This window comes from Enterococcus ureasiticus (genome assembly GCF_001730285.1).
In the GTDB taxonomy this organism is placed as follows: domain Bacteria; phylum Bacillota; class Bacilli; order Lactobacillales; family Enterococcaceae; genus Enterococcus_L; species Enterococcus_L ureasiticus.
On the sequence record NZ_MIJZ01000013.1, the window covers coordinates 333,052 to 356,403 of the forward strand.

Genomic DNA, 23,352 nt, shown 5'->3' on the forward strand with positions numbered 1-23,352 from the left:
CCTAAATGTGTTGATTTTAGTAAAATCATACTATAGAATAAATTTATAGATTTTTTTCTCACTCAATTTGTAAGGGGTTTCAAAAAAACAAAGGAGGAACAACATGAACACTTTTTTAGATAAGCTACAAGCAAAGCTAGGTCCCATCGCTTATAAACTTGATTCCAATCGTTATCTTTCAGCAATCAAAAATGGGTTCTTTATCGCGATGCCCTTATTGATCATTGGTTCCATGTTTTTATTAGTCACACAACTGCCAATAGAACCTTATACTAATTTTATGGCGTCCATTTTAGGTGAAAACTGGATGTCATTATTTTTACAAGTCAATGATATGACCATGAATGCAATGACTTTATTTGTAATTTTAGGAATCGCCAGTGAGATGGCTAAGTATTATTCTGTTGATCGTGGATCAACGCAGGCAATTGCCCTTGTTGCGTTTCTAGTACTAACGCCGATAACTTCATCCGATAACGGTTCATTTCTACCTCTAGGAAACTTTGGGGCATCAGGTCTATTTGTCGGTATGATCACGGCTATTCTAGCGACTGAAATTTTCCGTTGGGTCGTGCAAAAAGGCTGGACAATTACAATGCCTGACTCTGTTCCTTCCAACGTCGCCAAATCTTTTTCAGCATTGATTCCCGGATTCTTCGTGGTAATCGCATTTAACCTGATTCGGATCGGTTTTACCTTCACCTCTTATGAAACGGCTCAAAATTTTATTTTTGAGGTACTACAAACACCCCTCTTAGCTTTAGGTAGTTCACTTCCAGCAACACTTATTATTTTACTATTTGAAGCATTGTTGTGGTCATTTGGGATTCATGGTTCAAATATCGTCGGTGCTGTAATGCAGCCAATTTGGATTGCACTCACTGTAGAAAATGCCCAAGCTTTTGCTACGGGTGAAAAACTCCCCAATATCGTGAATTATCAATTTTATAGTAACTTTGTCAAACTAGGTGGATCAAGCGCAACCATTGGTCTAGCTATCGCTTGTTTATTTTTCGCAAAATCTTCTCAGTTTAAAACTTTAGGCAAACTATCTTTTGCGCCAACAATTTTCAATATCAATGAGCCTTTAGTGTTTGGTATTCCGATCGTGTTAAATCCAATGATGCTTATTCCCTTTATTATTGCACCACTTATAATGTGTCTTTTGGCCTATACAGCGATGGCAACTGGTATCGTTCCCTTAGCAAACGGGGTGAATTTACCTTGGACTATGCCGCCAGTTATTGCAGGCTTGATGGTCAGTGGCTGGCGAGGTGCTCTTTTGCAAATTGTGCAAATTTTACTGAGCTTTGGGTTGTATTATCCCTTCTTCAAGATGGAAGATTTAAAAGCATATCGGATTGAAATAGAAGGTGAAACAGCGTATGATGAGGAGGTAGAAACAGAAATTATGGAGAATGCTTAATCAAATATATGTATAAAAAAACGAAAAATCAACTATGGATTTCTCGTTTTTTTCTTTATTCTCATCTCACTACATCATCCCAAAAGCGAGCACGATCGCTGCTAAAATATTATTTAAAAAGTGAATTGACATACTAACTTCTAAACGTTTCGTTTTATAATAAGCCATTGAAAGAATCAAGCCCATCAAACCATAAATCAAAAAACTAATTAAATTGGTAGGACCATGAATCAATCCAAATGAAATCGAGCTAAGTGCAATGGCAACCATTGGAAATTTTTCTAACCAATAGCCGATAATACCACCTCTAAACACAATTTCTTCCATAATGGGTGCCGAAATTCCAATCAACAAAATAATCAATAGAGGATTTTCTCCTGTAAATATCGTTTGAATCACAGCATCATTTGCTGTACTTTCCGATCCTTGAGTATTTAACAAAAGTGTTCCTCCAATCGCAATCACCCTTGCTAAAATATAACCGCCTAGAATAATCCCCACATTTCGTTTAGTGAAAAAATCCCATTTTAAGTTTAAGAATTCTAGTTTTTTTCCTAGAAATATCAGCAACCAGATGTTCCCGATAACCAACAGGATCAATAAAATCGATACAAACAACGATAAATTTGTTTCTCCCATACTTTGAGAAATAATTTTTACAACCGAAAATGCAGTCATACCAACCTGACTTACTAAAAATAAACCAACTAAAACAAAAAACTTTTTAACATACTCCATCCCATTACTCTCCTTTTTATAAAATAAAAAATATATATCACTTTTATCTTATCAGACTAAAGCTATATAGTAAAATAGTCTTAAAAGTAAATGTTGAGGCAAAGATTTTTTAGCTAGCTGTTTGCCTCTATTATAAGGGTATCCTTTGATATCGGAAACAAGCTTTAAGGTATTAGTTATTTTCACTTCAAATGATAACGAAATAGTAAAAATAAGAACCATTACTATAAGCCTCTTCATAATTTTTTTAAAACAAAAAAAATGTCCCTTTCATACGAAAAGGACATTTCTATTCAGTCATTATTTAGCTAAAGCACCTTTAGCTTGGTCAGCTAATGCAGTAAATGCTGCTGCATCGTTAACAGCTAATTCAGCTAACATTTTGCGGTTGATATCAATCTCTGCCAATTTTAAACCGTGCATTAATTTAGAATAGCTCAAGCCATTCATACGAGCCGCTGCATTGATACGAGCGATCCATAATTTACGGAAATCACGTTTCTTTTGACGACGATCTCTGTATGCATAACTATAAGATTTCATTACTTGTTCTTTTGCTGTTTTAAATAAAGTATGTTTTGATCCGTAATAGCCTTTCGCTAATTTAAGGATCTTTTTACGACGTTTACGGCTTACTACGCCACCTTTAACACGTGCCATGGTTAATTCCTCCTAAATATCTGTTATCTCTATGAGTTATTTTAATTGCTAAGTTGTTGCATGAATTATTTCATTCTCAAATTCAGCAAGCTTTGTTACTAAATGCTTCAGGAAATCATCCTAAAAGCTTTTTTACTTCATTCTTGCTAATTGTTGACGAATACGTTTGAAATCGCCTGATGAAACCATTCCTGCTTTACGCAATTGACGACGTTGTTTTTTTGTTTTACCGTGGAAACGGTGACTTGTAAACGCACGGAATCTTTTTAACCCGCCGTTACCAGTACGTTTGAAACGTTTTGCTGATCCGCGGTGTGTTTTTTGTTTTGGCATGACTAATTTTCCTCCTACATTTTCATTTCGCATACAGTTCAACTAAATTAGTTGAAAAAGTTGAACTAGCATCCTCAAAAATTTTCATTAACTAGTTATCAGCTTATTAGCTTAATTTTCATTCTTCGGTGCCAGCGTTAGGAACATGCTGCGTCCGTCCATTTTCGCTTTTTGTTCCACTGTAGCAATATCTGCAGTTTCTTCCGCTAAGCGATCAAGAACTTTCTGACCAATTTCTTTGTGGGTAATGGCACGGCCTTTGAAACGGATCGAAGCTTTCACTTTATCGCCTTTTTCTAAGAATTTACGTGCATTACGAAGTTTTGTATTGAAGTCATTTAAATCAATTGTTGGACTTAAACGTACTTCTTTTACGTTGATCACTTTTTGTTTCTTACGAGCTTCACGCTCTTTCTTTTGCGTTTCGAAACGGAATTTCCCGTAATCCATAATTCGCGCAACAGGCGGTTTCGCAGTAGGTGCTACTAGAACTAAATCTAGGTTGGCTGTTTCAGCAATTTGTAATGCTTCCACTTTTGTTTTTACACCTAATTGTTCGCCATCTTGTCCGATCAAACGTAACTCGCGTGCACGAATGCCGTCGTTCACCATCATATCCTTTGCTATGGTCATTCACCTCCAAGTTTATTAAGAGAAAATCAATGCTGAAACTCTTTTTCCAAAAGTCTGCTATCGTAAAAAATACAATAAAAAACAGGCTCTGTATACAGATCCCGCGATGATTCGGACTCATATCAAATGATATAAAGAATCCTATATCCAGCCCAGTGACACTGTCAGCTAAGGCGAGAAGCGGGTGCTTCTGCTTTCATTTCTCAACTTTAACAGTATACGATATTTACAAAAGCTTGTCAATGTTTTTTTCTAATTGAGACAGAAACCCATGATTTTGAAAAAATGGATTTCTGTCTCAAACATTATTCTTTAATTTCCAAGTAGTTCTTCTATTTTAAGAAGTACACCATTTTCATCGTTGGATAAAATAATTTCTTTAGCCGCTACTTTTACCCTCGGTTGTCCATTACTCATAACGTAGCTATATCCCGCATGTTTCAACATCTCCAGATCATTACCGCTATCACCAAAAGCTGCCACTTCGTGATTTTTTATTCCCCACAACTCTTGTAGCTTCATCAAGCCATGAGCTTTATGGATTCCTGGAATGATCAAATCAATATCACCGTGCCCACTAGAAACTGGAATAACCTTATCTCCTAATGCTTCATGCAGCTGAACAAGTACTTCTGGCACTTGTTCAACAGGAAAACTCAAAGCAAACTTGAACAAAGTATCGTCTTTTACGTCAAACAAATTAGGAACTTTTTTTAATCGATGGTAATATTTCTGACCATGTTCAATAAAAGAGTCTGGCTCATCTTCATTAACATAAGCGCTGTTTTTCCCACACAGAATCGTATGTCCTTGTTTGAACTTGGCTAAAATAGTCAGAACCTCTTGAATGATTTCAGGATCTATTTCACCTGTGAATATTTCTTCACCTTCACTAACAACATACGCTCCGTTTTCTGCTACAAATGATAATTCTCCTTCAATTTCAGGAAAAAAAGATTTAAGTTGATAGTATTGGTTTCCGCTAGCTATAACAAAGCGAACCCCTTGTTGCTTCATTACCTGATACAACTGACTAAATTTTTCTCGGTCGTAATCTTGTTGACTGTTCAAAAACGTTCCATCCATGTCTACTGCAATCATTTTTACTGTCATTTTTCTACTTCCTTTCAGTCTAGTAACTCAAAATGTTTTAATCCAAAACGAATGCCATCTTCCAGATGAGACTTTGTAATATAATCAGCATGACTTTTTACATGCGCTGAAGCATTATCCATTGCAATTGCCGTATCCACTGCTTCAAACATTCCTAAATCATTGTTTCCATCACCAAATGCATAGGTTGGTAGATGGTCCAATTCTAATGTTTTAATTACTTCTTGGATTCCGGCTTTTTTTGACTGACCGTTCAGCACAACTGCCAGTGAATATGGACTGTCTCTAAAAAAGGTAAATGTCTCAGCAAATTTTTCTCGATATACTAAATCTTTTCCTTCATCCTCTGAAAAAAGATAAATCATGTAGATTTCATATTTCTTGTGGAAATCTGCTGAAATTTGCGGCAATGGTGCATGATCTAATTGATATAATTTTTCCATACTCTCAGTCGAATAACGAGCAGCATATTCAGTTTCAGTATAACATGCCAAGGAATGACCTAACGATTCAGAAAGCGCCATCAATTCTTGAATCTGTTTCAAGGGTATTGCATGTTTTGAGACAACTTCATTTTCAACGACATTAAACTGACCATTTAAACTTACATACGAATCAATGGATGCGCCTTTGGTGATTTGTTTGATTTCCTCTGGAGAACGGCCACTTGCGATCAGTGGTAAGATATTATTTTTCTTTAATTGTGCAATCGCTTGATGATTTTCTATAGGTATTTTAGAATCAGCATCTAATAATGTCCCATCCAAATCAAAGAAAACAAGTGCTTTGTAGTTGTTCATGACTTCCCTCTTTTTCCTATCTTCACTTACTATTATTGTACTATACTTTTTAGTCCATAGAACAAAAAACTTTATTCTAGTTTGTGTAAACAATTTCTTGTTTAAACGAGTAGAATAAAGTTCGACTTTTTATTTTTCATCAACTAATAATTAGTGAACTATTTCTATTTAACTAGAAATTTCCTAGAAAAAGATAAATGATCGACTAAACGCTATATCTATCTTATATACCCTAGGCTATCCCTGTAGTCCCTACAGTTCTTCATTTTTTAATTGGCTTTTGTATCTTTCAATCCTTGTATCAAGACTTGAATACTAGCAGCAGTCTCAGGATCATGCTGCCCTTTTTTCTCATTGATATCTTGAGTGAATATTTGGCTCACCAAACTATTATCTGAATGTTCCGAACATTTTCCGCATGCTGAAACTTTGATCAATCTTTTCTTATACCATGCTGCTTTATATTCAAGTTTTGATACAAATAGTGCCCAAGAAACATCTGAAACCCCTCGATGCAATTTTGAATTTCTGAAAAAGTCTGCTTGATGAATATCTTCTATACAAATCAAATCATATTGTCTAACAATTTCTGTCGTGATTTTATTCAGAAAATCGATTCGTTGATTCATTAACTTTTCCCGCATTTTTGCAACTTTCAGTTTTTGCTTCTGATAATTTTTTTGCTGTGACAATTCTGTGTTTTTTGATTTAGCAATTTCTTTTCGACGTGTTAATTTTCTTTCCTCTCTAGTGATTCGCTGTTCAAATTCTTTTGTAAATTTATCATTATCGATACGTTTACCATTTGATAATACAGCAAATTCCGAAGCTCCTAATGTTATCCCGATTGCTGAATATGTCTTTTCAACTTTAGGAATCTCCTCTTCACAAAGAATCGAAACAAAATACTTATTACTCGGGGTCAAAGAAATTGTTGCTGACTTTATTTTCCCTATTACCGGACGATGCAATTTCATTTTAATCAACGATTTCAGTTTAGGTACTTTTAAATATTTTTCGTCAATAATTTTAATTGTCCCATTTTGATTATTCGTTGTGTAAGATGTGACAGCGTTTTTCTTTTGTTTTAACCTAGGAAAACCCACCGTTTTTTCTCTATGAAATTTTTTGAAAGCACGGTCCAAGTAAACCTGCGCATTTGATAATGCCAAACTATCCACTTCCTTTAAACAAGGATGCTCTTTTTTATATTGAGCCGGTGTTGGCAACTTCACTTTTAAATCAGGATTATTTTTCAGTTCCTTATAAAGTTGAATTCTTTCCTGTAATAAAAGATTATGTACAAGTCGAACACAAGAGAACGTTTTTTTTATGAATTCTTCTTGCAGCAGAGTAGGGTAAAGTCTGTATTTATACGCCTTTAATACCTTCATTAGAATACCACCCTACCAATAAAAAGCTGAACGGGCTCATTTAGTCTCGACTGGAAAATAGGAAAATCTAACTGAGGTGCTTTTTGCCTCATTTAGATTTTATCTTTTTTCCGAGAGATTAGCCCGTGAAGCTAGATTAAGTAAAAAGCTGAACGGGCTCGTTCAGCTCCGACTGAAAAATAGGAAAATACGATTGAGACGTTTTTTGTCTCACTCTTATTTTATCTTTTTTCCGAGGAGCTAGCCCGTGAAGCTAGATTAAGCAAAAAGCTGAATGAGCTCGTTCAGCCTTGACAGAAAAATAGGAAAATATGAGGGTGGCGCTTTCTGCCACAATCAGATTTTATCTTTTTTCCGAAAGGCTAGCTCATGAAGCTAGATTAAGTAAAAAACTGAATGAGCTCGTTCAGCCTTGACAGAAAAATAGGAAAATATGAGGGTGGCGCTTTCTGCCACAATCAGATTTTATCTTTTTTCCGAAAGGCTAGCTCATGAAGCTAGATTAAGTAAAAAACTGAATGAGCTCGTTCAGCCTTGACAGAAAAATAGGAAAATATGAGGGTGGCGCTTTCTGCCACAATCAGATTTTATCTTTTTTCCGAAAGGCTAGCTCATGAAGCTAGATTAAGTAAAAAACTGAATGAGCTCGTTCAGCCTTGACAGAAAAATAGGAAAATATGAGGGTGGCGCTTTCTGCCACAATCAGATTTTATCTTTTTTCCGAAAGGCTAGCTCATGAAGCTAGATTAAGTAAAAAACTGAATGAACCGCTTAGCTCACGAAGCTTTTCTAAAATGATTATATCACGAAGAAAAAAGATTCATTCATCTTAGGTTTAAAAATTCTAGCTAAGAAAAATAGTTCTTTTCTTAGCTAGTCTTTCTTTTGCAAAACGACTATTCGTGATTCGCTCTGGCTTTTTTCTCTTCAATTTTTTTACGATAAACATCAACTTCATCTTCAGAACAATAAACATAATGTTCTGGCGTGATTTCTCTTAGTTTACGTTCTTTGTTATCTTCTGGTTGTGGTTTATAAACAATACGTTTACGTGTACGTTCATAATCTGGATCAGGTAACGGAATAGCTGATAACAAGCTTTCAGTATACGGATGCACACCAAAGTTATACACATCATCACTTGAACCCATTTCCAATAATCTACCACTATGCATAACACCGATACGGTCACTAATATGTTTTACCATTGATAAATCATGTGCAATAAACAAATAAGTCAAACCAGCATCTTTTTGTAAGTCCTGTAATAAATTGACAACTTGAGCTTGAATCGATACGTCCAAAGCTGAAATCGGCTCATCACAGATGATGAAGCGCGGATCAACAGCTAAGGCTCTCGCAATCCCGATACGTTGGCGTTGACCACCTGAAAATTCATGTGGATAACGTGTGCCGTGGCTCGGGTCAAGTCCAACGACTTTTAATAATTCGTTAACTTTAGCTTCACGTTCAGCAGCATCTTTTGCCAAGTGATTAATGTCGATTCCTTCAGCAATGATATCGTTGACTTTCATTCTTGGATTTAGTGAAGCATAAGGATCTTGGAAGATCATTTGAACTTCACGACGGAATGCCTGCATTCCTGATTTTGAACGAATTTTACTGATGTCATCACCGTTAAAAACGATTTCCCCAGCAGTCGGATCGTATAAACGAATCACACTACGTCCGGTTGTTGATTTACCACTACCAGATTCTCCAACCAATCCGAACGTTTCACCTTCGTAGATATGGAAACTGATATCGTCAACAGCTCTAACTTCGTCAGGACGTCCCACGTTAAAATATTGTTTTAGTCCTTTAACATCTAAAAGTACTTTTCTTTTTTCACTCATTATTTAACGCCTCCTGCAGTTGTATTATGGCGCTCAGCATAAATCGCCCAACGTCTTACAATTTCAGCTGGAGGGGTGATTTTTGGTGCTTGTGGTGCTAATAACCACGTTGCAGCTTTATGAGTTGGTGATACTTCAAAATAAGGTGGTGCTTCTTCTGCATCGATTTTCATCGCAAACTCATTACGCGGATAGAAAGCATCTCCTTTTGGCGGGTCTAACAAATCGGGAGGTGAACCAGGAATCGCATATAGCTTGTCTTCGGTTCCTTCCATAGTCGGCATTGAGCCTAGTAAGCCCCACGTATATGGATGTTGCGGATTGTAGAAAATCTCTTCTGATGTTCCCACTTCCACTAAACGTCCGCCATACATAACTGCTACACGATCAGCCACGTTTGCTACCACCCCTAAATCATGGGTGATAAAAATGATTGATGTGCTGATTTTTTGTTGTAAGTCTTTTAATAGTTCTAAGATTTGTGCTTGGATCGTTACATCTAAGGCAGTTGTCGGCTCATCTGCAATTAGAACTTCCGGATAACAAATCAAAGCGATCGCGATAACGATTCGTTGACGTTGTCCACCTGAAAATTGGTGAGGATAGTTTTTCAAACGTTTTTCAGCGTTTGGAATTCCTACTAATTTCAATAGTTCTAAAGCTTGATCCAAACCTTCTTTTTTTGATACTTTATTGTGTTTGATCAACGATTCAGCTACTTGTTTGCCAATCGGCATTGTTGGATCCAATGACGTCATTGGATCTTGGAAAATCATTGCAATTTCTTTCCCACGAATGGTTTGCATTTGTTTTTCCGTTTTGTGTACGATATCTTCACCTTTAAACAGAATTTCTCCATTATCGATGTTCGCATTGCTGCTCAATAATCGCATGATACTTCTAGTAGTTACTGATTTACCACTACCAGATTCTCCTACGATCGCAAGAGTTTCCCCTTTGAACAGCTCAAAGCTAACACCACGAATAGCATTTACTTTTCCAGCAAACGTATCAAAAGAAATCTGTAAGTCTTTTACTTCTAATACTTTTTCCATAGTCATTCACTCTACTCTTTCATCTTAGGATCGAAGGCATCACGTAGTCCGTCAGCTAACAAGTTGAAACAAATCATTACAACTGACAAAGTTACGGCAGGAATCCACATCAAATATGGAAGGAAACGGAACGTTTTATATCCTTCATTTAATAATGTTCCAAGTGAAGCGGTCGGCGGTCTTAATCCTAAACCGATGAAACTTAGAAACGCTTCGAAGAAAATTGCTGACGGGATACTGAACATCATTTGAACGATAATTACGCTGGAAATATTCGGTAAAATATGTTTAACAGCGATCTTCAAACGAGATTCACCTAATGTTTGGGCAGCTAAAACGAACTCTTGATCTTTTAGTTTCAAGGTCTGAGCTCGAACGATTCTGGCCATTGAAATCCAGTTGGTAATCACCATCGCTAAAACGATTGATAAAATACCTGGATCAAAAACAGTCAGCATCAAGATCATCACAACAAGGTTAGGAATTCCTGAAAGAACTTCTAAAACACGTTGCATCACTGTATCGACACGTCCGCCTAATAATCCTGAAATCAAACCGTACGTTACACCGATTGTAATATCAAGTAACGCTGCGATAAATGCGATCAATAATGAGATACGGGTTCCCATGAATAAACGGCTCAACACATCACGGCCTAACCCATCTGTTCCAAGGTAGAAATTCACATTATCAGGAACATTAGCTTGTGCGTATTTGTCTACCATTTTACCAGCAACATTAGCTGTACCGTTAAATCCATTGATACTATCTAAAAACGGAATACGCGGTGGTAAGTTGATATACGCAACATTTTGCTGGGTTGGATCATGTGGTGAAACCCAAATTGTTATAATTGAAATAAAGATGATGATTCCTAAAAGGATCAAGGAAATCACGGCAGCTTTATTCTTTTTCAAACGACGCCAAGAATCTTGTAAAAAGCTTAGTGACGGTGTTGCAATTCGTTCACGTTCCTTTGTTGTTGATGTATCCAAAGGCTGGAATTCATTTGCTGGTATTTCTTTGATTTTTTCTGGGACATTATTCAAGTCTACTATTTCCATTAACCTTTGGCACCTCCTGAAACACGAATTCTTGGATCAATCAATCCATAAAGTAAATCAACGATCAAGATTACGAATACTAGTAAAGCAGAATATAGAATAGTTACAGCCATAATTGTTGGATAGTCATTAGTCATGATTGATTTTACGAACTGCTCCCCAATACCTGGGATAGCAAAAATATTTTCAACAACTAAAGACCCTGTCATCAAACCAACAGCTAATGGACCGAGTAACGTGATCAAAGGAATCAAACTATTTCTAAGTCCATGTCTCACGGCAACTTGCCAGCGGCTCAAGCCTTTTGCACGAGCTAACTCTACATAATCACTATGTAAAACTTCGACCATCTCGGTTCGTATAAACCTGGCGGAATCGGCCATTGGACTCATTGCTAATGCAATCGTTGGTAAAATCGTATAAGCAAACCCATTCCACATCGCGATTGGCAACACTTTTAATTTCATGGCAAAGATATATTGCAGTAATACCGCAAAAACAAAGTTAGGAATCGAACGCCCTAAGATTGCCATTAAAGTTGCTAATGTATCTACCCATGTATTTTGGCGCATCGCTGCAATAATTCCTAGTAAAATCCCTACTAGCGTACCAAAGACGATTGCTTGCGCTCCTAATTGTACTGACGGTCCGATACGGCCTGCCAAAAGTTTTGCTACTGGTTGGTTTTTAAATTGGAATGAAATCCCAAAATCACCAACTAGAAGGTTTTTTAAGTAAATTCCATATTGAACGATTACTGGTTTGTCTAAACCTGATTGTTTGTTCAACATAGCAATTGTTTCTGGACTAAGTTTTTCTTGGTTGGTATAAGGAGTACCTGGTAATAATTGCATTAAGAAAAACGTAATCGTTGCGATCAGCCACAATGTGATGATCATAAAGAAGACCCGTTTAAGAAAATATTTTCCAAAACTGTTCAAGAATGACACCTCCGAGATTATTTTGACTTCATCAGTTTTTTTCGATAAAGTAAGGATAGAAAATTAAGTAAGGATGAGCACATGAAAAATTTAAAATGGCCCTTGATTACCTCAGCGGTCTCAAGCATCGGTATTTTTACTTACCTAGTGATAAAACAGGCACTGACTATCCGTTCTGTATCTGATACCTTCTTCATCGTTTCATTATTCTTTCTGATTATCGGCTTAGCCATGTGGATCATGTCCTCTGGATTTTTTGATAATTTCCAACGTTTTATGAAAATGCATTTTCGTTTTAGAAAGAAAAATGAACCAAAAGAATTTATCCCATTTTCAGAGATTGGCAAAGCACATCAGCTTTACTGGCTTGAAACTGGAGGTATTTTACTGATCGTCTCTATTGTTTCTTTATTATTTTACTTTTTATGAGCACAGATAGCAAGAGGACCGTTGCCTTTTTATTCAAAGAGGGCAAAGGTCCTTTTACTATTGAAAACTATTTCAGACTATTCTGAAATATAAGTCCATTTGTAATCGTATTGCGCACCTGCTGGATGGAAACCAACATCTTTAACTTTTTCGGCACGTAAGTGAGCTTCAGCTTTTTGATAAAGAGGAATCACACCCATGTCACCCATGATTGTTTTCTCTGCATTTACCATGTCAGCCCAACGTTTTTCAGGATCGTTCGCATTTTTAGTTGCAGCAGCTTTTACTAATTTATCATATTCAGGATTGCTGTAGTGTCCACGGTTATATGGAACGCCTGTTTGGAATAAATCTAAGAAACTACTTGGATCTGCATAGTCAGCTCCCCAACCACCAATAACTGCTTTAAAATCGCCTTTGTTAGAACGATCTAAACGAACAGCAAATGGTACTGGACTAACTGTTACTTTTGTTCCTGGTAAGTTTTCTTGAATTGCACCTTGGATATATTCAACTGTCTTCTTAGAAGAGTCAGCATCAGAAGATAAGATATCAATGTCTAGTGAATCGATATTCAATTCTTTCTTCGCTTTATCCCAATGCTCTTTGGCTTTTTCTTTATTAAATTCAATCTTGTCGCCAGCAGCTTCTGCAAAGTCTTCTTTTAAATCTGGAGACTTAGACATATTTGCTGGAACTAATCCTTTAGGTTCAACTGATCCATCACCTAAAATGTTTTCAACTAAAGATTTACGGTCGATTGAATAAGAAATAGCTTTTCTTAAATTTTCATTTCTATATGGTGAATTTTCATCAATTTGGTTCAATTCCATATATTGTGTAGAAGCTTCTTTTTGGATCACAAGTTGTGGATCGTTCGCTGCTTGTTGTGCTAGTTCACCAGTCAACTGAACATCGTCTGCTTGTCCGTCTTGGAATAGGTTGTAAGAAGTCGGTGCTTCTTTAACTACATTCACTTGTACTTCATCCAATTTTACAGTATCTGCATCCCAATAATCTTTGTTTTTCTTGTATGACCATTTTGTATCTGTTCCTGGTCCGTCGAAATCAGCTAAAACGAATGGTCCATTATAAACTGAATTTTCGCTAGTTGTAGCATATTCTTTGCCATATTTTTCCACAATATCTTTTCTTTGCGGGAAGAATGATGGGAAAGCTAATAGATAATCAAAGTAAGGTGTTGCTTTTTCTAATGTGATTTCTAATTCATAATCACCAGTCGCCTTGATTCCTAATTCTTCTTTGTCTTTCTTACCTGCTGCAACATCTGCACCATTTTTTACAGATTCATAAAGGTAGGCATATTCTGAAGCTGTCGCTGGATCAACTGTACGTTGCCATCCATAAACATAGTCTTCTGCTTTTACGGGTTTACCGTCTGACCATTGAGATTTTTCGTTTAATTTAATTTTGTAAGTAATTCCATCTTCACTGACCTCTGCCTTTTCACTAGCGCCAGCGGGTTCTGGATTATTATCCAAATTCAAACGATAGATTCCTTCATAAACATTGTTTAAAGCAGTAAAACTGATAACGTCTGTTGCTACTGATAAATCAGCACTCGGCATTTCTTGTAATTCATTAATACGGAAAATTTGCTCTCCGCTTGGCTTTCCATCAGCTGCTTTTGAGCTGCCTGAATCGTCTGTTTTTGTGCCACCATTACCGCATGCTGCTAATGTTAAACTAAATAAAGTGATGAATCCAAAAGCAAATGACTTCTTTAACTTCATTCTTTTTTCCTCCCTAAAATTACCCTAAGTATTTTCTGAAAAATCAGAATTTAATAATTATTTATTGTACTGAGGTATAGTTTACAATTTTTAAATTAAAAAATCAAGAATAATCTTATTTTTTTTTAATACTCACATCATTAAATTGTATCTTCATTAGAAGTGATTTCTTAGAAACAGTATTCAAAGGTTGAACAAGCTCGTTTAGCCATGATCAGTTTTTCTCTTTTTTCGAAAGGCTGGCCCGTGAAGCCAAATTAGTAAAAAAAGCGATTGTCTTCTTATAAAAAAGTATGTTAGATTAGTATTGGAAGAAACATACTATAGTAGGAGCAAGCTATTTTTGTTCAATAGTACTGTTCAGCACCAACAGTTTTAAAAAATATTTTTCATATTTCACAACATTAATAAGGAGTGATGAGATGCAACATTCATCTTTTTTCAAAGAACTAACTACGTTTCATAAACCTCAAAAAGCACCTTTTCGCTTGATTGGTGCAGGCATTTGTATGGCAGTGCCATTATTCATTGGTTACTTTTCAAATAATTTACTGATTGGCAGTTTTGGCTCACTCGGAATTTTTACTTTCCTTTATTATCAATCACTCCCTTTGAAAGAGTTATTGATCCGTTTAAGTGCTATTGGCGGATTTTTACTTTTTGGAAATCTGGTAGGGGTTCTTAGTACTCATATTCCTTGGGTTATCCCCATCGCAATTGCTTTGATTGCATTTTTTGCCAGAATTATTTTTAGGTTATACAGAATCGCTAAGCCAGGGGCTTTTTTTATTGTCATGGTAACCGCGATGGGCAGTGGAACTAAGATTCCTTTAGAGAAAGTCCCAATCATGATGAGTTATGTTTTATTAGGGGTTTTGACCTCTCTTGTTGTAGCTGTTATCTTGTATTTTGTTGAAGGAGAGTCTGTCGAGCCTGAAAAGAAAATTTCTTTACAAGAGCGGTTATACACGGATCCTGCCGCACTTCTTGATGCTCTGCATTATGCTGCTATTTTATTTTTAGCAACTTATATCAGTCAATCGTTGCATTTGACCAATGCTTATTGGATGATTGTTTCATGTGCCGCTGTGTTACAAGGTGATAATTTACGAGCAGTCATGCATCGCAATATTCAGAGGATTTTAGGTACGATGATCGGTTTGTTGATCGCAGCTCTTTTGTTGAGTATTTCATTTACTTCTTTAGAAACCATTCTTCTGATTTGCTTTTTCTTTTTAACTGTAGAATTTTTTATTAGACGAAATTATGCGATCGCAAATTTTTTTACAACGCCAATGTCTTTGTTACTAGCGAATCTAGCCCGCCATCAATATTTAGTGAGTTTGTTGAATTATCGTTTGATTGGAATCGTTTTGGGCAGTCTTTTAGGACTTTTAGGTGCATTTGTATTAACGACTTGTTTAAAGTTTTATAATCGTGCGTATCAATTAGATGAAAATTTAGATAAAGAAACAGAATAATACGATCTATTCTACTATAACAATTTGGAGGTTTTATTTATGAAAATCAAAAAGCCGGTCGCGCCTTTACTGCCTCAGCTAACTGAAACTGATTTTATTTCTTTAGATGATGAACTCATTATTGAAGGCTTAGCATTGAAAGATCAAGACCTTAGTTATCAAGATGTACGCAATTTAGTTTTTAGAGAATGCCGCTTTGAAAAAATAACGATGAATCGGAATCATCTTGAACGTTTTGAATGTAGTAATGTAATTTTTGATCATTGTGACCTTTCCAATACTGAATGGATCGGAGCTAGTTTTCACCAAGTTCATTTTCGTCAGTGTAAGTTAACAGGAACAAATTTTGCTGAGAGTTATTTGCGAGATTGTTTTTTTGAAGATTGTTTAGCTGATTATGTTTCTTTTAGTGCCACAAATCAAAAAGTCGTTCAATTTCAACAAACGAGCTTGAATGATACTGAATTCGTTGAGGTCACTTGGAATAATCTTTTGTTTGATAGCTGTTCATTGACTGGAAGTAATTGGTTTCATACGAAATTGGCTGGTCTTGATCTGACTAAGAGTACTTTTGAAAGAATTGCCTTTTCCCAAGAGTTACTTCGAGGATTGACAGTCACGCAAGAACAAGCAATCACGATTGCAGCAGGATTAGGCTTAGTTATTGAAGACTAAATAGGAAGAAAGTTTGGAGCCGAGCTTGATATTTTAGCTCTAAGCTTTCTTTTTTGCATACAAATATTAATTAGAAATTAATATTTTCTTTAATATAGAAACTAAAAATTTTATTTCATATGCTTTTTTGGTAAACTAGTATAGCTTGGGAACTGTATATTAACTTATATGGATGCTGTCTTGATCAATATTTTTGGTCTTTTGCTGGTAGAAACCGTTTATGATACTCTTAATCAAATGAGTGTCAATTATGGTGTCCAGTTTAAGATTCTTGTGGTTTTACCTTAGAGTACCACGCATTTGATATTTAAATAAAAGGACTGTTAATTAGAATGAATAAAGAAAAAACTGGTCATGGGCAAGCTTCTGGGAAAATTATATTGATGGGTGAACATTCAGTCGTTTATGGTGAACCTGCGATTGCTTTTCCTTTTCAAGAGACTTATATTTCAACAAAAGTTGAATCTGACACTACTATGATATTAGATTGTCATTATTTTTCCGGACAATTGTCAGAAGTGCCTCCTCAATTGAAAAGTGTCAAAGAAGTCATCAACCAAACATTGAGTGTACTTCATCAAGAAAATACGACTTTTAAAATCACTATTACCAGTACAATTCCAGCAGAACGCGGAATGGGTTCCAGTGCTGCTGCGGCCGTTTCTATCGTTCGGGCATTATTTGACTATTTCGATGTTCCTTGCACACAGGAAACCTTGCTTCCTTTAGTCAATCGCGCAGAAAAAATTGCCCATGGTAATCCTAGCGGCATTGATGCAGCCGCAACTAGTGGGAATGAATCGCTATTTTTCATAAAAGGTCAACCATTAGAAACGTTTCCAATGAACGTTTCCAATGCTTATTTGATCGTTGCAGACACTGGTATCAAAGGTCAAACAAGAGAGGCTGTTAGTGATGTAGCTCATCTTTTTGAGGAAAACAAACAAAGCGTTTCACAACATATTACTGAGTTAGGCCACTTGACTAAGCTTGCAAAACAAGCTATTTTAACAGATGATGCTTATTCATTGGGAAAAATCATGAATCAAGCACACGTTCAGCTTAAAGCATTGACCGTCAGTAATGATCAATTAGATCATTTAGTCATTACTGCTCAGGAAAATGGCGCGTTAGGGGCAAAATTAACAGGTGGTGGCCGTGGCGGTTGTATGATCGCCTTAGCTGATTCTAAGGAGCAAGCGGTAAAAATCGCTAAAGCGATAGAGTTAGCAGGTGCAAAAGCCACTTGGATTCAATCATTAGGAGTGAAAAATTAATGTACGCTGGAAAAGCACGAGCCTATACAAATATAGCGTTGATAAAATATTGGGGAAAAAAAGATGAACGCTTAATATTACCTATGAACAGCAGTCTTTCTTTAACATTAGATGCATTTTATACCGAAACAAGTGTCTATTTTGATGAAACCTTGACTGAGGACAGTTTCTTTTTAGATGGAAAAAAACAAGATCTTAAGCAGACTGCCAAAATTTCTAAATTCTTAAACCTTGTTCGACAACAACAAAATCTGTCTCTTTTTGCAAAAGTCGACAGTCAAAACTTTGTCCCAACAGCTGCCGGTTTAGCATCTTCTGCTAGTGGTTTGGCAGCTCTCGTTGGCGCATGTAGTGAAGCGCTGAATTTACAATTAACTGAAACAGAGTTGTCCCGATTGGCTAGACGCGGCTCGGGATCAGCTTGTCGTAGTATTTTCGGTGGATTTTCTGAATGGCAAAAAGGCGACTCAGATCAGACATCATTTGCCCAAATAATTCCTTCTAATCAATGGGAGGACGAATTAGCGATGCTTTTCGTTTTAGTTGATGATGGCGTAAAAGATATTTCCAGTCGTGATGGCATGAAACGAACAGTAGAAACATCAAGCTTTTATTCCGGTTGGCTAGAAAGTGTCGAAGCAGACTTAGCCACAGCCAAAGAAGCAATCACAGAAAAAGATTTTAATAAGCTAGGTCAAGTCACTGAAGCAAATGGTTTACGCATGCATGGAACGACGTTAGCCGCCGTACCACCTTTTACTTACTGGTCACCTGAAAGCTTAAAAGTTATGCAATTAGTGCGTTCAGCTAGACAAGTTGGTCTACCGTGTTACTTTACAATGGATGCTGGACCGAATGTTAAAATTTTAGTAGAGAAGAAAAATTTAGCTGCTTTAAAGAACTTTTTAGGAGAGCATTTTTCTCAGCAACAGCTGATTGCAGCATACGCAGGACCAGGAATAGAAGCTATTCCTGTAGAAAGGTCGGAAGAATTATGATAGAAGTTTCCACACCAGGCAAGCTGTTTATTGCTGGTGAATATGCCGTTGTTGAACCTGGACATCCGGCGATCATCGTTGCAGTAGATCAATTTGTAACGGTTACTCTTGAAAAAGCAGAAAACGTCGGCAGCATTCAGTCTGCTCAATTTAGTTCACTACCTGTACGTTGGACGAGAAGAAACAATGAACTGGTTCTAGATATTCGGGAAAATCCCTTTCATTACGTACTGGCAGCAATTCGTTTAACCGAGAAATATGCACAAGAACAATACAAAGAATTATCTTTTTACCACTTGAAAGTCACCAGTGAATTAGATAATTCAAATGGGCGAAAATATGGATTAGGCTCTAGCGGAGCTGTAACAGTGGCAACCGTAAAAGCATTGAGTCTTTTTTATGGTTTAGAGTTGTCTGAAGAAGAAATTTTCAAACTTTCTGCACTAGCTCATTTAGAGGTACAAGGAAATGGTTCCTGTGGAGATATCGCGGCAAGTTGCTATGGCGGTTGGATTGCTTTTTCTACTTTCGACCACCAATGGGTCAATGAACAAGTACAAAAACAAACTTTGACAACATTACTTCAAGCAACATGGCCAAAATTAATGATCCAACCTTTAACGGTTCCAAAAAAACTACGTCTGCTGATTGGTTGGACTGGAAGCCCTGCTTCTACTTCTGATTTAGTCGATCAAGTCAACCAATCAAAAGAAGTACAAGAAACAGCATACCAACAATTTTTGGATGACAGTAAAGCTTGTGTTGAAACAATGATTACAGGCTTCAATACCGAAAATATTTCATTGATTCAAGCACAGATACGAAAAAACCGTAAATTGCTCCAACAATTAACATCAATCACAGGTGTTACGATTGAAACACCTGCCCTTAAAAAATTATGTAATTTAGCTCAAACTTACGGCGGTGCAGCGAAATCATCTGGTGCAGGCGGGGGCGATTGCGGAATTGTCTTGTTTAAACAAAAATCGGGTATTTTACCATTAATGAGCTCTTGGGAAAAAGAAGGCATCACGCCTTTACCATTACATGTATATTTTTACGGAAAGCAGGAAAAAGATGAATCGAAAAGATGAACATATCTCTTTGGCTAAAGCCTTTCATAAAGACAAAACCAACGACTTCGACCAAATTCGTTTTGTTCATCATTCATTTTCAGAAATAGCAACGGATGACGTTGATATTTCAACTTCTTTTCTTGATTTTTCCTTTAAACAGCCATTTTATATCAATGCTATGACTGGTGGTAGCGATCGCGCGAAAGAAATCAATCAGCAATTGGGCATCATCGCTAGAGAAACGGGTGTGATGGTGGCGACAGGGTCAGTCAATGCCGCTTTGAAGGATCCTAATTTAGCAGATACTTATCAAATCATGCGTAAAGAAAATCCTGACGGTGTAATTTTAGCAAATATTGGCGCTGGACTTTCTTTAGAAGAAGCCAAAAAAGCGGTCGATCTTTTTCAAGCTGATGGACTGCAAATTCATGTGAATATTCCGCAAGAGTTAGTAATGCCAGAAGGTGATCGTAACTTTCATGGTTGGCTAGATAATATTGAAGATATTGTTTCTCATTTGTCTGTTCCAGTTATTGTGAAAGAAGTTGGTTTTGGTATGAGTAGTGAAACAATCGAGCAATTAGTCTGGCGTGGTGTCAAAGCGGTTGACGTTAGCGGACAAGGTGGAACAAGCTTTACCCAAATCGAAAATGCCCGTCGTAAAAAACGGGAGCTTGACTTTTTAACCGATTGGGGACAATCAACGGTCCTCTCTCTATTAGAATCCATGAATTGGCAACGCGACCTAACAGTTTTAGCTTCTGGTGGTGTTCGACAGTCACTAGATATCGTCAAAGCACTTAGCTTAGGTGCTAAAAGTGTTGGTGTGGCTGGAACTATTTTAAATCAGTTAATGACAAATAGTCTTGATGAAACGATTGACCTTGTTCAACAATGGGAAGATGAACTTAAACTTTTATATACCTTGCTTGGTAAAAAAACGACAGCTGAGCTGACAACGACAGATATTATTTTTTCTAGTGAGATCATTCATTGGTGTGAAAGCCGTGGTATTGCTTATCAACCGTTTGCTAAGAGAAGTAAATGACTGACTGTTCGTTCAATAAAAGTAAGACAGGGTAAATTAGAAATTAAGAAATTTATTCTAACCTACTTATTAACGCAACTCTTTAAACTATATATAAATAGTACTATTCTAATATAAAAAACCTTGTCATAAGTTGTTATCTAGTGACAAGGTTTTTTATTTTCTTCATCAATTAATGAACTCTATCTTAAACGATACTTCAATTTACCTTTCTCCTCACTTAAAAAAATTCATAACAATGATGACTAAAAAATTTTGTTATTACCAATTTTTGAATATAAAATAAAAATTGATCCTATCATAGTAATTATGCCTAAAATACTGAATATCTGAAAATGCTGATCCCAGTCAAAATTACTGATAAGTAAGCCTCCAACTATAGGTCCCGCAGTAGAACCAATTTTAGTTAGCTCAGACCAACTAAAATAGGCTCCTTTATTTTGTTCGTTTGCAATTTGATCAATAGCAAAATCAAATCGTGCACCTAAAAGTAGTTCACCAAAAGAATATAATATGGTAAACAATACCAAAGAAAAGTAATTTGGAAAAGAATTAACGATTAATAAACAACTAGCAAAAAGAACATTACTGACCGTTAAAACATAATTAGATTGAAACCTTTTGGTCAAATATATCATGGGAAACTGAAAAATAATAATGGCTAATGCACTGAATGATAATAATGAACTATATACTTCTATACCGCCCAGATCATCTTGGGATAAATATTGCGAAATCGTAGAATTAAATTGAGAATATCCAAAGTATGAAAACATGACTCCAAGAATTAATAAGATAAGTGGCTTAAAATTTTTATCAAAGATAATTGATTTTTTTACTGGAGTCTTTAAAGCCCTATGGTCAATTCCATTTTTATTCAGAACGTCTATTTCTCTTAAAAACAAATTAGTTAATCCAACAATAATATAAATAAATCCTAAAATTAGATAAGGTTTAATTGTGTTTTGAAATCCCAATGCTATACTCATTAACGGTCCTACTACTGCACCAATATTGATCGCTGCATAACGTAAATTAAATATGAGTAACTTTGACTCATTTTCAGTATACAAACTCAAAGATTTTTTACACGAAGGTTCATAAATTACATAACATAATCCATTTAATCCGTTAAGCACCATAAATCCAGTAAATTGCTCAGTAAAAGAAAACAATATGAAAACGATCCCCCAAATAATTGGTATTATGACTAATATTTTTTTCGCTTGAACTCGATCAATCACTTTACCTACAACCAATGAAAAAAGTACATTTACAAATGGATTAATACCTATGATATATCCCACCTGTGTCGGAGACAACATTGCAACATTACTTAAATAAATAGCCAAAAATGGTATGCTCATAAACATTGCTATTCGCGAAAATAGTGTTCCTACTAATAAAATAATAGCTGACTTTGAAATTTTTGACATAAGAACCTCCTTTTAATCACTCATTTTCAATTAACATAAACATCTTTTTTTAATATAAACTATATTTGTGCCTCTTAGATTTTTTTGTTAGAATACTGACAAAGGAGAAGATCAAATGTACGGAAAAACTATTAAATCCATTAGAAAGTCAAAAGGTATCTCACAGTTTGATCTTGCTCAAAACATCATGTCTCGATCAAACTTATCAAATTTTGAAAATGATCATTACATTCCTGCATTCGACAAAGTTATAGAATTGTTAAATCGTTTAAACGTCACTATCGATGAATTCTTAGCTTTGAGTGAACAAGCTGATACTTATTATCAAATACTATATGATGAACTGGTTGCATCAGAAAATTACGGTAGTTTAGATGATTTAAAAGCAGTCAACGAAAAAATATCAAGTGTGAGAAATCTGTCTAGTAAACACTATGAATTATATTTGTTATCACAGTATGTGCTAAATACTTCTGGATCAAAGACTGTCCTAACTATCAAAGAAATTAAAGCTTACATCAAGCCTCTTCTTTTCAAAAGTGAACAATGGTTTAAAAGAGAACTTCAGCTATACAATAACTTCTTAGCTCTATTTGATTATTCAGAAAATCAAATTCTCTACAAAAAGGTCATGAAAAAACTAGCGAAACAAGATGTTTCTACAATATCCAAAGAATATAGAGTTCATTTGGCTTTGAATTATGGAATTCAGCTAATTAACGAAAATCGCTGGGAATCCGCAAAAAAAGTTTTACTCGAAGGAAAAAGAGATGCCAAAAGAAAGAACCTTCTTTTTCAAGAACTACTTATTGATTGCCTCGTTTTAAATCAAACAGAACAAGTTGATTATTTATTTAATAAATTAATTGATTTGGGTTATCAAAATAAGTTAACTATTTTAAAAAGACATCTAAGACAATAATAAAATTCTTGTCAGTTTTATTTTTCTGTGCATAACCAATAGTAAATAAAATATTGCCAGTAATTACACATATCGTGTCTTCGGACATTCCTTAACTCATTTAGTCCAAGCTCTTTATACATTTTTTCACTATATTGAGTTGTGTGATTATTAGAAAAAAACGCTAATAGTATTATCTATCTTATAGAATTATCTTTTTCCATATTTTAAGAGTATGGAAAAAACACCTTATTTTTTCATATA

22 protein-coding genes are annotated in these 23,352 nt (G+C 35.7%); 9 read left to right on the forward strand and 13 right to left on the reverse strand.

The genetic code is table 11. The annotated features are described in order from the left end of the window. The first annotated feature begins 103 nt into the window (after positions 1 to 103). Positions 104 to 1,426, forward strand: coding sequence for a PTS sugar transporter subunit IIC (locus BCR21_RS10020; RefSeq protein ID WP_069646324.1), 1,323 nt, complete (start codon positions 104 to 106; stop codon positions 1,424 to 1,426). A gap of 69 nt (positions 1,427 to 1,495) precedes the next feature. On the opposite strand, the gene BCR21_RS10025 is transcribed toward BCR21_RS10020, so the two are convergent. The 11 genes from BCR21_RS10025 to opp1B all read right to left on the reverse strand — a co-directional run bounded on the left by BCR21_RS10025 (position 1,496) and on the right by opp1B (position 12,013). Then, a complete protein-coding gene (locus BCR21_RS10025) occupies positions 1,496 to 2,164 on the reverse strand; it encodes a CPBP family intramembrane glutamic endopeptidase (protein ID WP_069646325.1) in 669 nt (222 codons plus the stop codon). A gap of 300 nt (positions 2,165 to 2,464) precedes the next feature. Further along, a complete protein-coding gene (rplT, locus tag BCR21_RS10030) occupies positions 2,465 to 2,824 on the reverse strand; it encodes a 50S ribosomal protein L20 (protein ID WP_069639337.1) in 360 nt (119 codons plus the stop codon). 132 nt (positions 2,825 to 2,956) lie between these two features. Further along, on the reverse strand, positions 2,957 to 3,157 hold the full coding sequence (gene rpmI / locus BCR21_RS10035) for a 50S ribosomal protein L35 (RefSeq protein ID WP_010762697.1): 201 nt from the start codon (positions 3,155 to 3,157) through the stop codon (positions 2,957 to 2,959). A gap of 111 nt (positions 3,158 to 3,268) precedes the next feature. After that, on the reverse strand, positions 3,269 to 3,790 hold the full coding sequence (gene infC / locus BCR21_RS10040) for a translation initiation factor IF-3 (RefSeq protein ID WP_010762696.1): 522 nt from the start codon (positions 3,788 to 3,790) through the stop codon (positions 3,269 to 3,271). A gap of 312 nt (positions 3,791 to 4,102) precedes the next feature. Then, entirely contained in the window at positions 4,103 to 4,903 is an 801-nt protein-coding gene (locus BCR21_RS10045) for a Cof-type HAD-IIB family hydrolase (protein WP_069646326.1), read from the reverse strand. A 14-nt stretch (positions 4,904 to 4,917) separates the two neighbouring features. Next, positions 4,918 to 5,703 carry a Cof-type HAD-IIB family hydrolase gene (locus tag BCR21_RS10050; protein WP_069646327.1) on the reverse strand — a complete coding sequence of 262 codons (786 nt, stop codon included), beginning with the start codon at positions 5,701 to 5,703 and terminating at the stop codon, positions 4,918 to 4,920. A gap of 269 nt (positions 5,704 to 5,972) precedes the next feature. Then, positions 5,973 to 7,097, reverse strand: coding sequence for an RNA-guided endonuclease TnpB family protein (locus tag BCR21_RS10055; RefSeq protein WP_069646328.1), 1,125 nt, complete (start codon positions 7,095 to 7,097; stop codon positions 5,973 to 5,975). Positions 7,098 to 7,993: 896 nt separating this feature from the next. Continuing rightward, positions 7,994 to 8,953: an ABC transporter ATP-binding protein gene (locus BCR21_RS10060; protein ID WP_069646329.1), complete on the reverse strand. Its 960-nt coding sequence runs from the start codon at positions 8,951 to 8,953 to the stop codon at positions 7,994 to 7,996. Further along, complete coding sequence (opp1D, locus tag BCR21_RS10065) at positions 8,953 to 10,014, reverse strand: oligopeptide ABC transporter ATP-binding protein Opp1D (protein ID WP_010771135.1); 1,062 nt, start codon at positions 10,012 to 10,014, stop codon at positions 8,953 to 8,955. Before opp1D ends, BCR21_RS10060 begins: the two co-directional genes overlap by 1 nt. 5 nt (positions 10,015 to 10,019) lie before the next feature. Further along, positions 10,020 to 11,072: an oligopeptide ABC transporter permease gene (gene opp3C, locus BCR21_RS10070; RefSeq protein ID WP_069646330.1), complete on the reverse strand. Its 1,053-nt coding sequence runs from the start codon at positions 11,070 to 11,072 to the stop codon at positions 10,020 to 10,022. Next, positions 11,072 to 12,013, reverse strand: coding sequence for an oligopeptide ABC transporter permease Opp1B (gene opp1B / locus BCR21_RS10075; protein ID WP_069646331.1), 942 nt, complete (start codon positions 12,011 to 12,013; stop codon positions 11,072 to 11,074). Before opp1B ends, opp3C begins: the two co-directional genes overlap by 1 nt. 81 nt (positions 12,014 to 12,094) lie before the next feature. Between opp1B and BCR21_RS10080 the strand changes: the two genes are divergently transcribed. After that, positions 12,095 to 12,442: a DUF3899 domain-containing protein gene (locus tag BCR21_RS10080; RefSeq protein WP_069646332.1), complete on the forward strand. Its 348-nt coding sequence runs from the start codon at positions 12,095 to 12,097 to the stop codon at positions 12,440 to 12,442. A gap of 77 nt (positions 12,443 to 12,519) precedes the next feature. Here the strand turns inward: BCR21_RS10080 and BCR21_RS10085 are convergent, their stop codons facing one another. Continuing rightward, positions 12,520 to 14,196: a peptide ABC transporter substrate-binding protein gene (locus BCR21_RS10085; RefSeq protein ID WP_069646333.1), complete on the reverse strand. Its 1,677-nt coding sequence runs from the start codon at positions 14,194 to 14,196 to the stop codon at positions 12,520 to 12,522. A 422-nt stretch (positions 14,197 to 14,618) separates the two neighbouring features. On the opposite strand from BCR21_RS10085, the gene BCR21_RS10090 reads away from it, so the two are divergent. From BCR21_RS10090 to fni, 6 genes are all read left to right on the forward strand, one after another. After that, the gene (locus BCR21_RS10090; RefSeq protein ID WP_069646334.1) at positions 14,619 to 15,677 is read left to right on the forward strand and encodes an FUSC family protein; all 1,059 of its coding nucleotides are present in this window, start codon (positions 14,619 to 14,621) and stop codon (positions 15,675 to 15,677) included. Between the two features lie 39 nt (positions 15,678 to 15,716). Then, positions 15,717 to 16,352: a pentapeptide repeat-containing protein gene (locus BCR21_RS10095; RefSeq protein ID WP_069646335.1), complete on the forward strand. Its 636-nt coding sequence runs from the start codon at positions 15,717 to 15,719 to the stop codon at positions 16,350 to 16,352. Between the two features lie 332 nt (positions 16,353 to 16,684). Next, on the forward strand, positions 16,685 to 17,629 hold the full coding sequence (gene mvk / locus BCR21_RS10100; protein ID WP_069646336.1) for a mevalonate kinase: 945 nt from the start codon (positions 16,685 to 16,687) through the stop codon (positions 17,627 to 17,629). After that, complete coding sequence (mvaD, locus tag BCR21_RS10105) at positions 17,629 to 18,627, forward strand: diphosphomevalonate decarboxylase (protein ID WP_069646337.1); 999 nt, start codon at positions 17,629 to 17,631, stop codon at positions 18,625 to 18,627. The genes mvk and mvaD overlap by 1 nt, the downstream gene beginning before the upstream one ends. Next, positions 18,624 to 19,721 (forward strand): phosphomevalonate kinase, encoded by a 1,098-nt coding sequence (locus BCR21_RS10110; RefSeq protein ID WP_069646338.1) that lies wholly within the window; start codon positions 18,624 to 18,626, stop codon positions 19,719 to 19,721. The genes mvaD and BCR21_RS10110 overlap by 4 nt, the downstream gene beginning before the upstream one ends. Next, a complete protein-coding gene (gene fni, locus BCR21_RS10115; protein WP_069646339.1) occupies positions 19,705 to 20,751 on the forward strand; it encodes a type 2 isopentenyl-diphosphate Delta-isomerase in 1,047 nt (348 codons plus the stop codon). The genes BCR21_RS10110 and fni overlap by 17 nt, the downstream gene beginning before the upstream one ends. A 245-nt stretch (positions 20,752 to 20,996) precedes the next feature. On the opposite strand, the gene BCR21_RS10120 is transcribed toward fni, so the two are convergent. After that, a complete protein-coding gene (locus tag BCR21_RS10120) occupies positions 20,997 to 22,187 on the reverse strand; it encodes an MFS transporter (RefSeq protein WP_069646340.1) in 1,191 nt (396 codons plus the stop codon). Between the two features lie 115 nt (positions 22,188 to 22,302). On the opposite strand from BCR21_RS10120, the gene BCR21_RS10125 reads away from it, so the two are divergent. After that, positions 22,303 to 23,109 carry a helix-turn-helix domain-containing protein gene (locus tag BCR21_RS10125; protein WP_069646341.1) on the forward strand — a complete coding sequence of 269 codons (807 nt, stop codon included), beginning with the start codon at positions 22,303 to 22,305 and terminating at the stop codon, positions 23,107 to 23,109. Positions 23,110 to 23,352 lie beyond the last annotated feature (243 nt).

Excerpts from the sequence above, each read along its gene's own strand:
- BCR21_RS10060 (WP_069646329.1), bottom strand. The coding sequence starts at position 8,953 with ATGAGTGAAAAAAGAAAAGTACTTTTAGATGTTAAAGGACTAAAACAA.
- fni (WP_069646339.1), top strand. The coding sequence starts at position 19,705 with ATGAATCGAAAAGATGAACATATCTCTTTGGCTAAAGCCTTTCATAAA.
- opp1D (WP_010771135.1), bottom strand. The coding sequence starts at position 10,014 with ATGACTATGGAAAAAGTATTAGAAGTAAAAGACTTACAGATTTCTTTT.
- BCR21_RS10110 (WP_069646338.1), top strand. The coding sequence starts at position 18,624 with ATGATAGAAGTTTCCACACCAGGCAAGCTGTTTATTGCTGGTGAATAT.
- rplT (WP_069639337.1), bottom strand. The coding sequence starts at position 2,824 with ATGGCACGTGTTAAAGGTGGCGTAGTAAGCCGTAAACGTCGTAAAAAG.
- BCR21_RS10085 (WP_069646333.1), bottom strand. The coding sequence starts at position 14,196 with ATGAAGTTAAAGAAGTCATTTGCTTTTGGATTCATCACTTTATTTAGT.
- mvk (WP_069646336.1), top strand. The coding sequence starts at position 16,685 with ATGAATAAAGAAAAAACTGGTCATGGGCAAGCTTCTGGGAAAATTATA.
- BCR21_RS10080 (WP_069646332.1), top strand. The coding sequence starts at position 12,095 with ATGAAAAATTTAAAATGGCCCTTGATTACCTCAGCGGTCTCAAGCATC.
- BCR21_RS10050 (WP_069646327.1), bottom strand. The coding sequence starts at position 5,703 with ATGAACAACTACAAAGCACTTGTTTTCTTTGATTTGGATGGGACATTA.
- BCR21_RS10125 (WP_069646341.1), top strand. The coding sequence starts at position 22,303 with ATGTACGGAAAAACTATTAAATCCATTAGAAAGTCAAAAGGTATCTCA.
- BCR21_RS10090 (WP_069646334.1), top strand. The coding sequence starts at position 14,619 with ATGCAACATTCATCTTTTTTCAAAGAACTAACTACGTTTCATAAACCT.
- opp3C (WP_069646330.1), bottom strand. The coding sequence starts at position 11,072 with ATGGAAATAGTAGACTTGAATAATGTCCCAGAAAAAATCAAAGAAATA.
- BCR21_RS10055 (WP_069646328.1), bottom strand. The coding sequence starts at position 7,097 with ATGAAGGTATTAAAGGCGTATAAATACAGACTTTACCCTACTCTGCTG.
- infC (WP_010762696.1), bottom strand. The coding sequence starts at position 3,790 with ATGACCATAGCAAAGGATATGATGGTGAACGACGGCATTCGTGCACGC.
- mvaD (WP_069646337.1), top strand. The coding sequence starts at position 17,629 with ATGTACGCTGGAAAAGCACGAGCCTATACAAATATAGCGTTGATAAAA.
- rpmI (WP_010762697.1), bottom strand. The coding sequence starts at position 3,157 with ATGCCAAAACAAAAAACACACCGCGGATCAGCAAAACGTTTCAAACGT.
- BCR21_RS10025 (WP_069646325.1), bottom strand. The coding sequence starts at position 2,164 with ATGGAGTATGTTAAAAAGTTTTTTGTTTTAGTTGGTTTATTTTTAGTA.
- BCR21_RS10045 (WP_069646326.1), bottom strand. The coding sequence starts at position 4,903 with ATGACAGTAAAAATGATTGCAGTAGACATGGATGGAACGTTTTTGAAC.
- BCR21_RS10120 (WP_069646340.1), bottom strand. The coding sequence starts at position 22,187 with ATGTCAAAAATTTCAAAGTCAGCTATTATTTTATTAGTAGGAACACTA.
- BCR21_RS10095 (WP_069646335.1), top strand. The coding sequence starts at position 15,717 with ATGAAAATCAAAAAGCCGGTCGCGCCTTTACTGCCTCAGCTAACTGAA.
- BCR21_RS10020 (WP_069646324.1), top strand. The coding sequence starts at position 104 with ATGAACACTTTTTTAGATAAGCTACAAGCAAAGCTAGGTCCCATCGCT.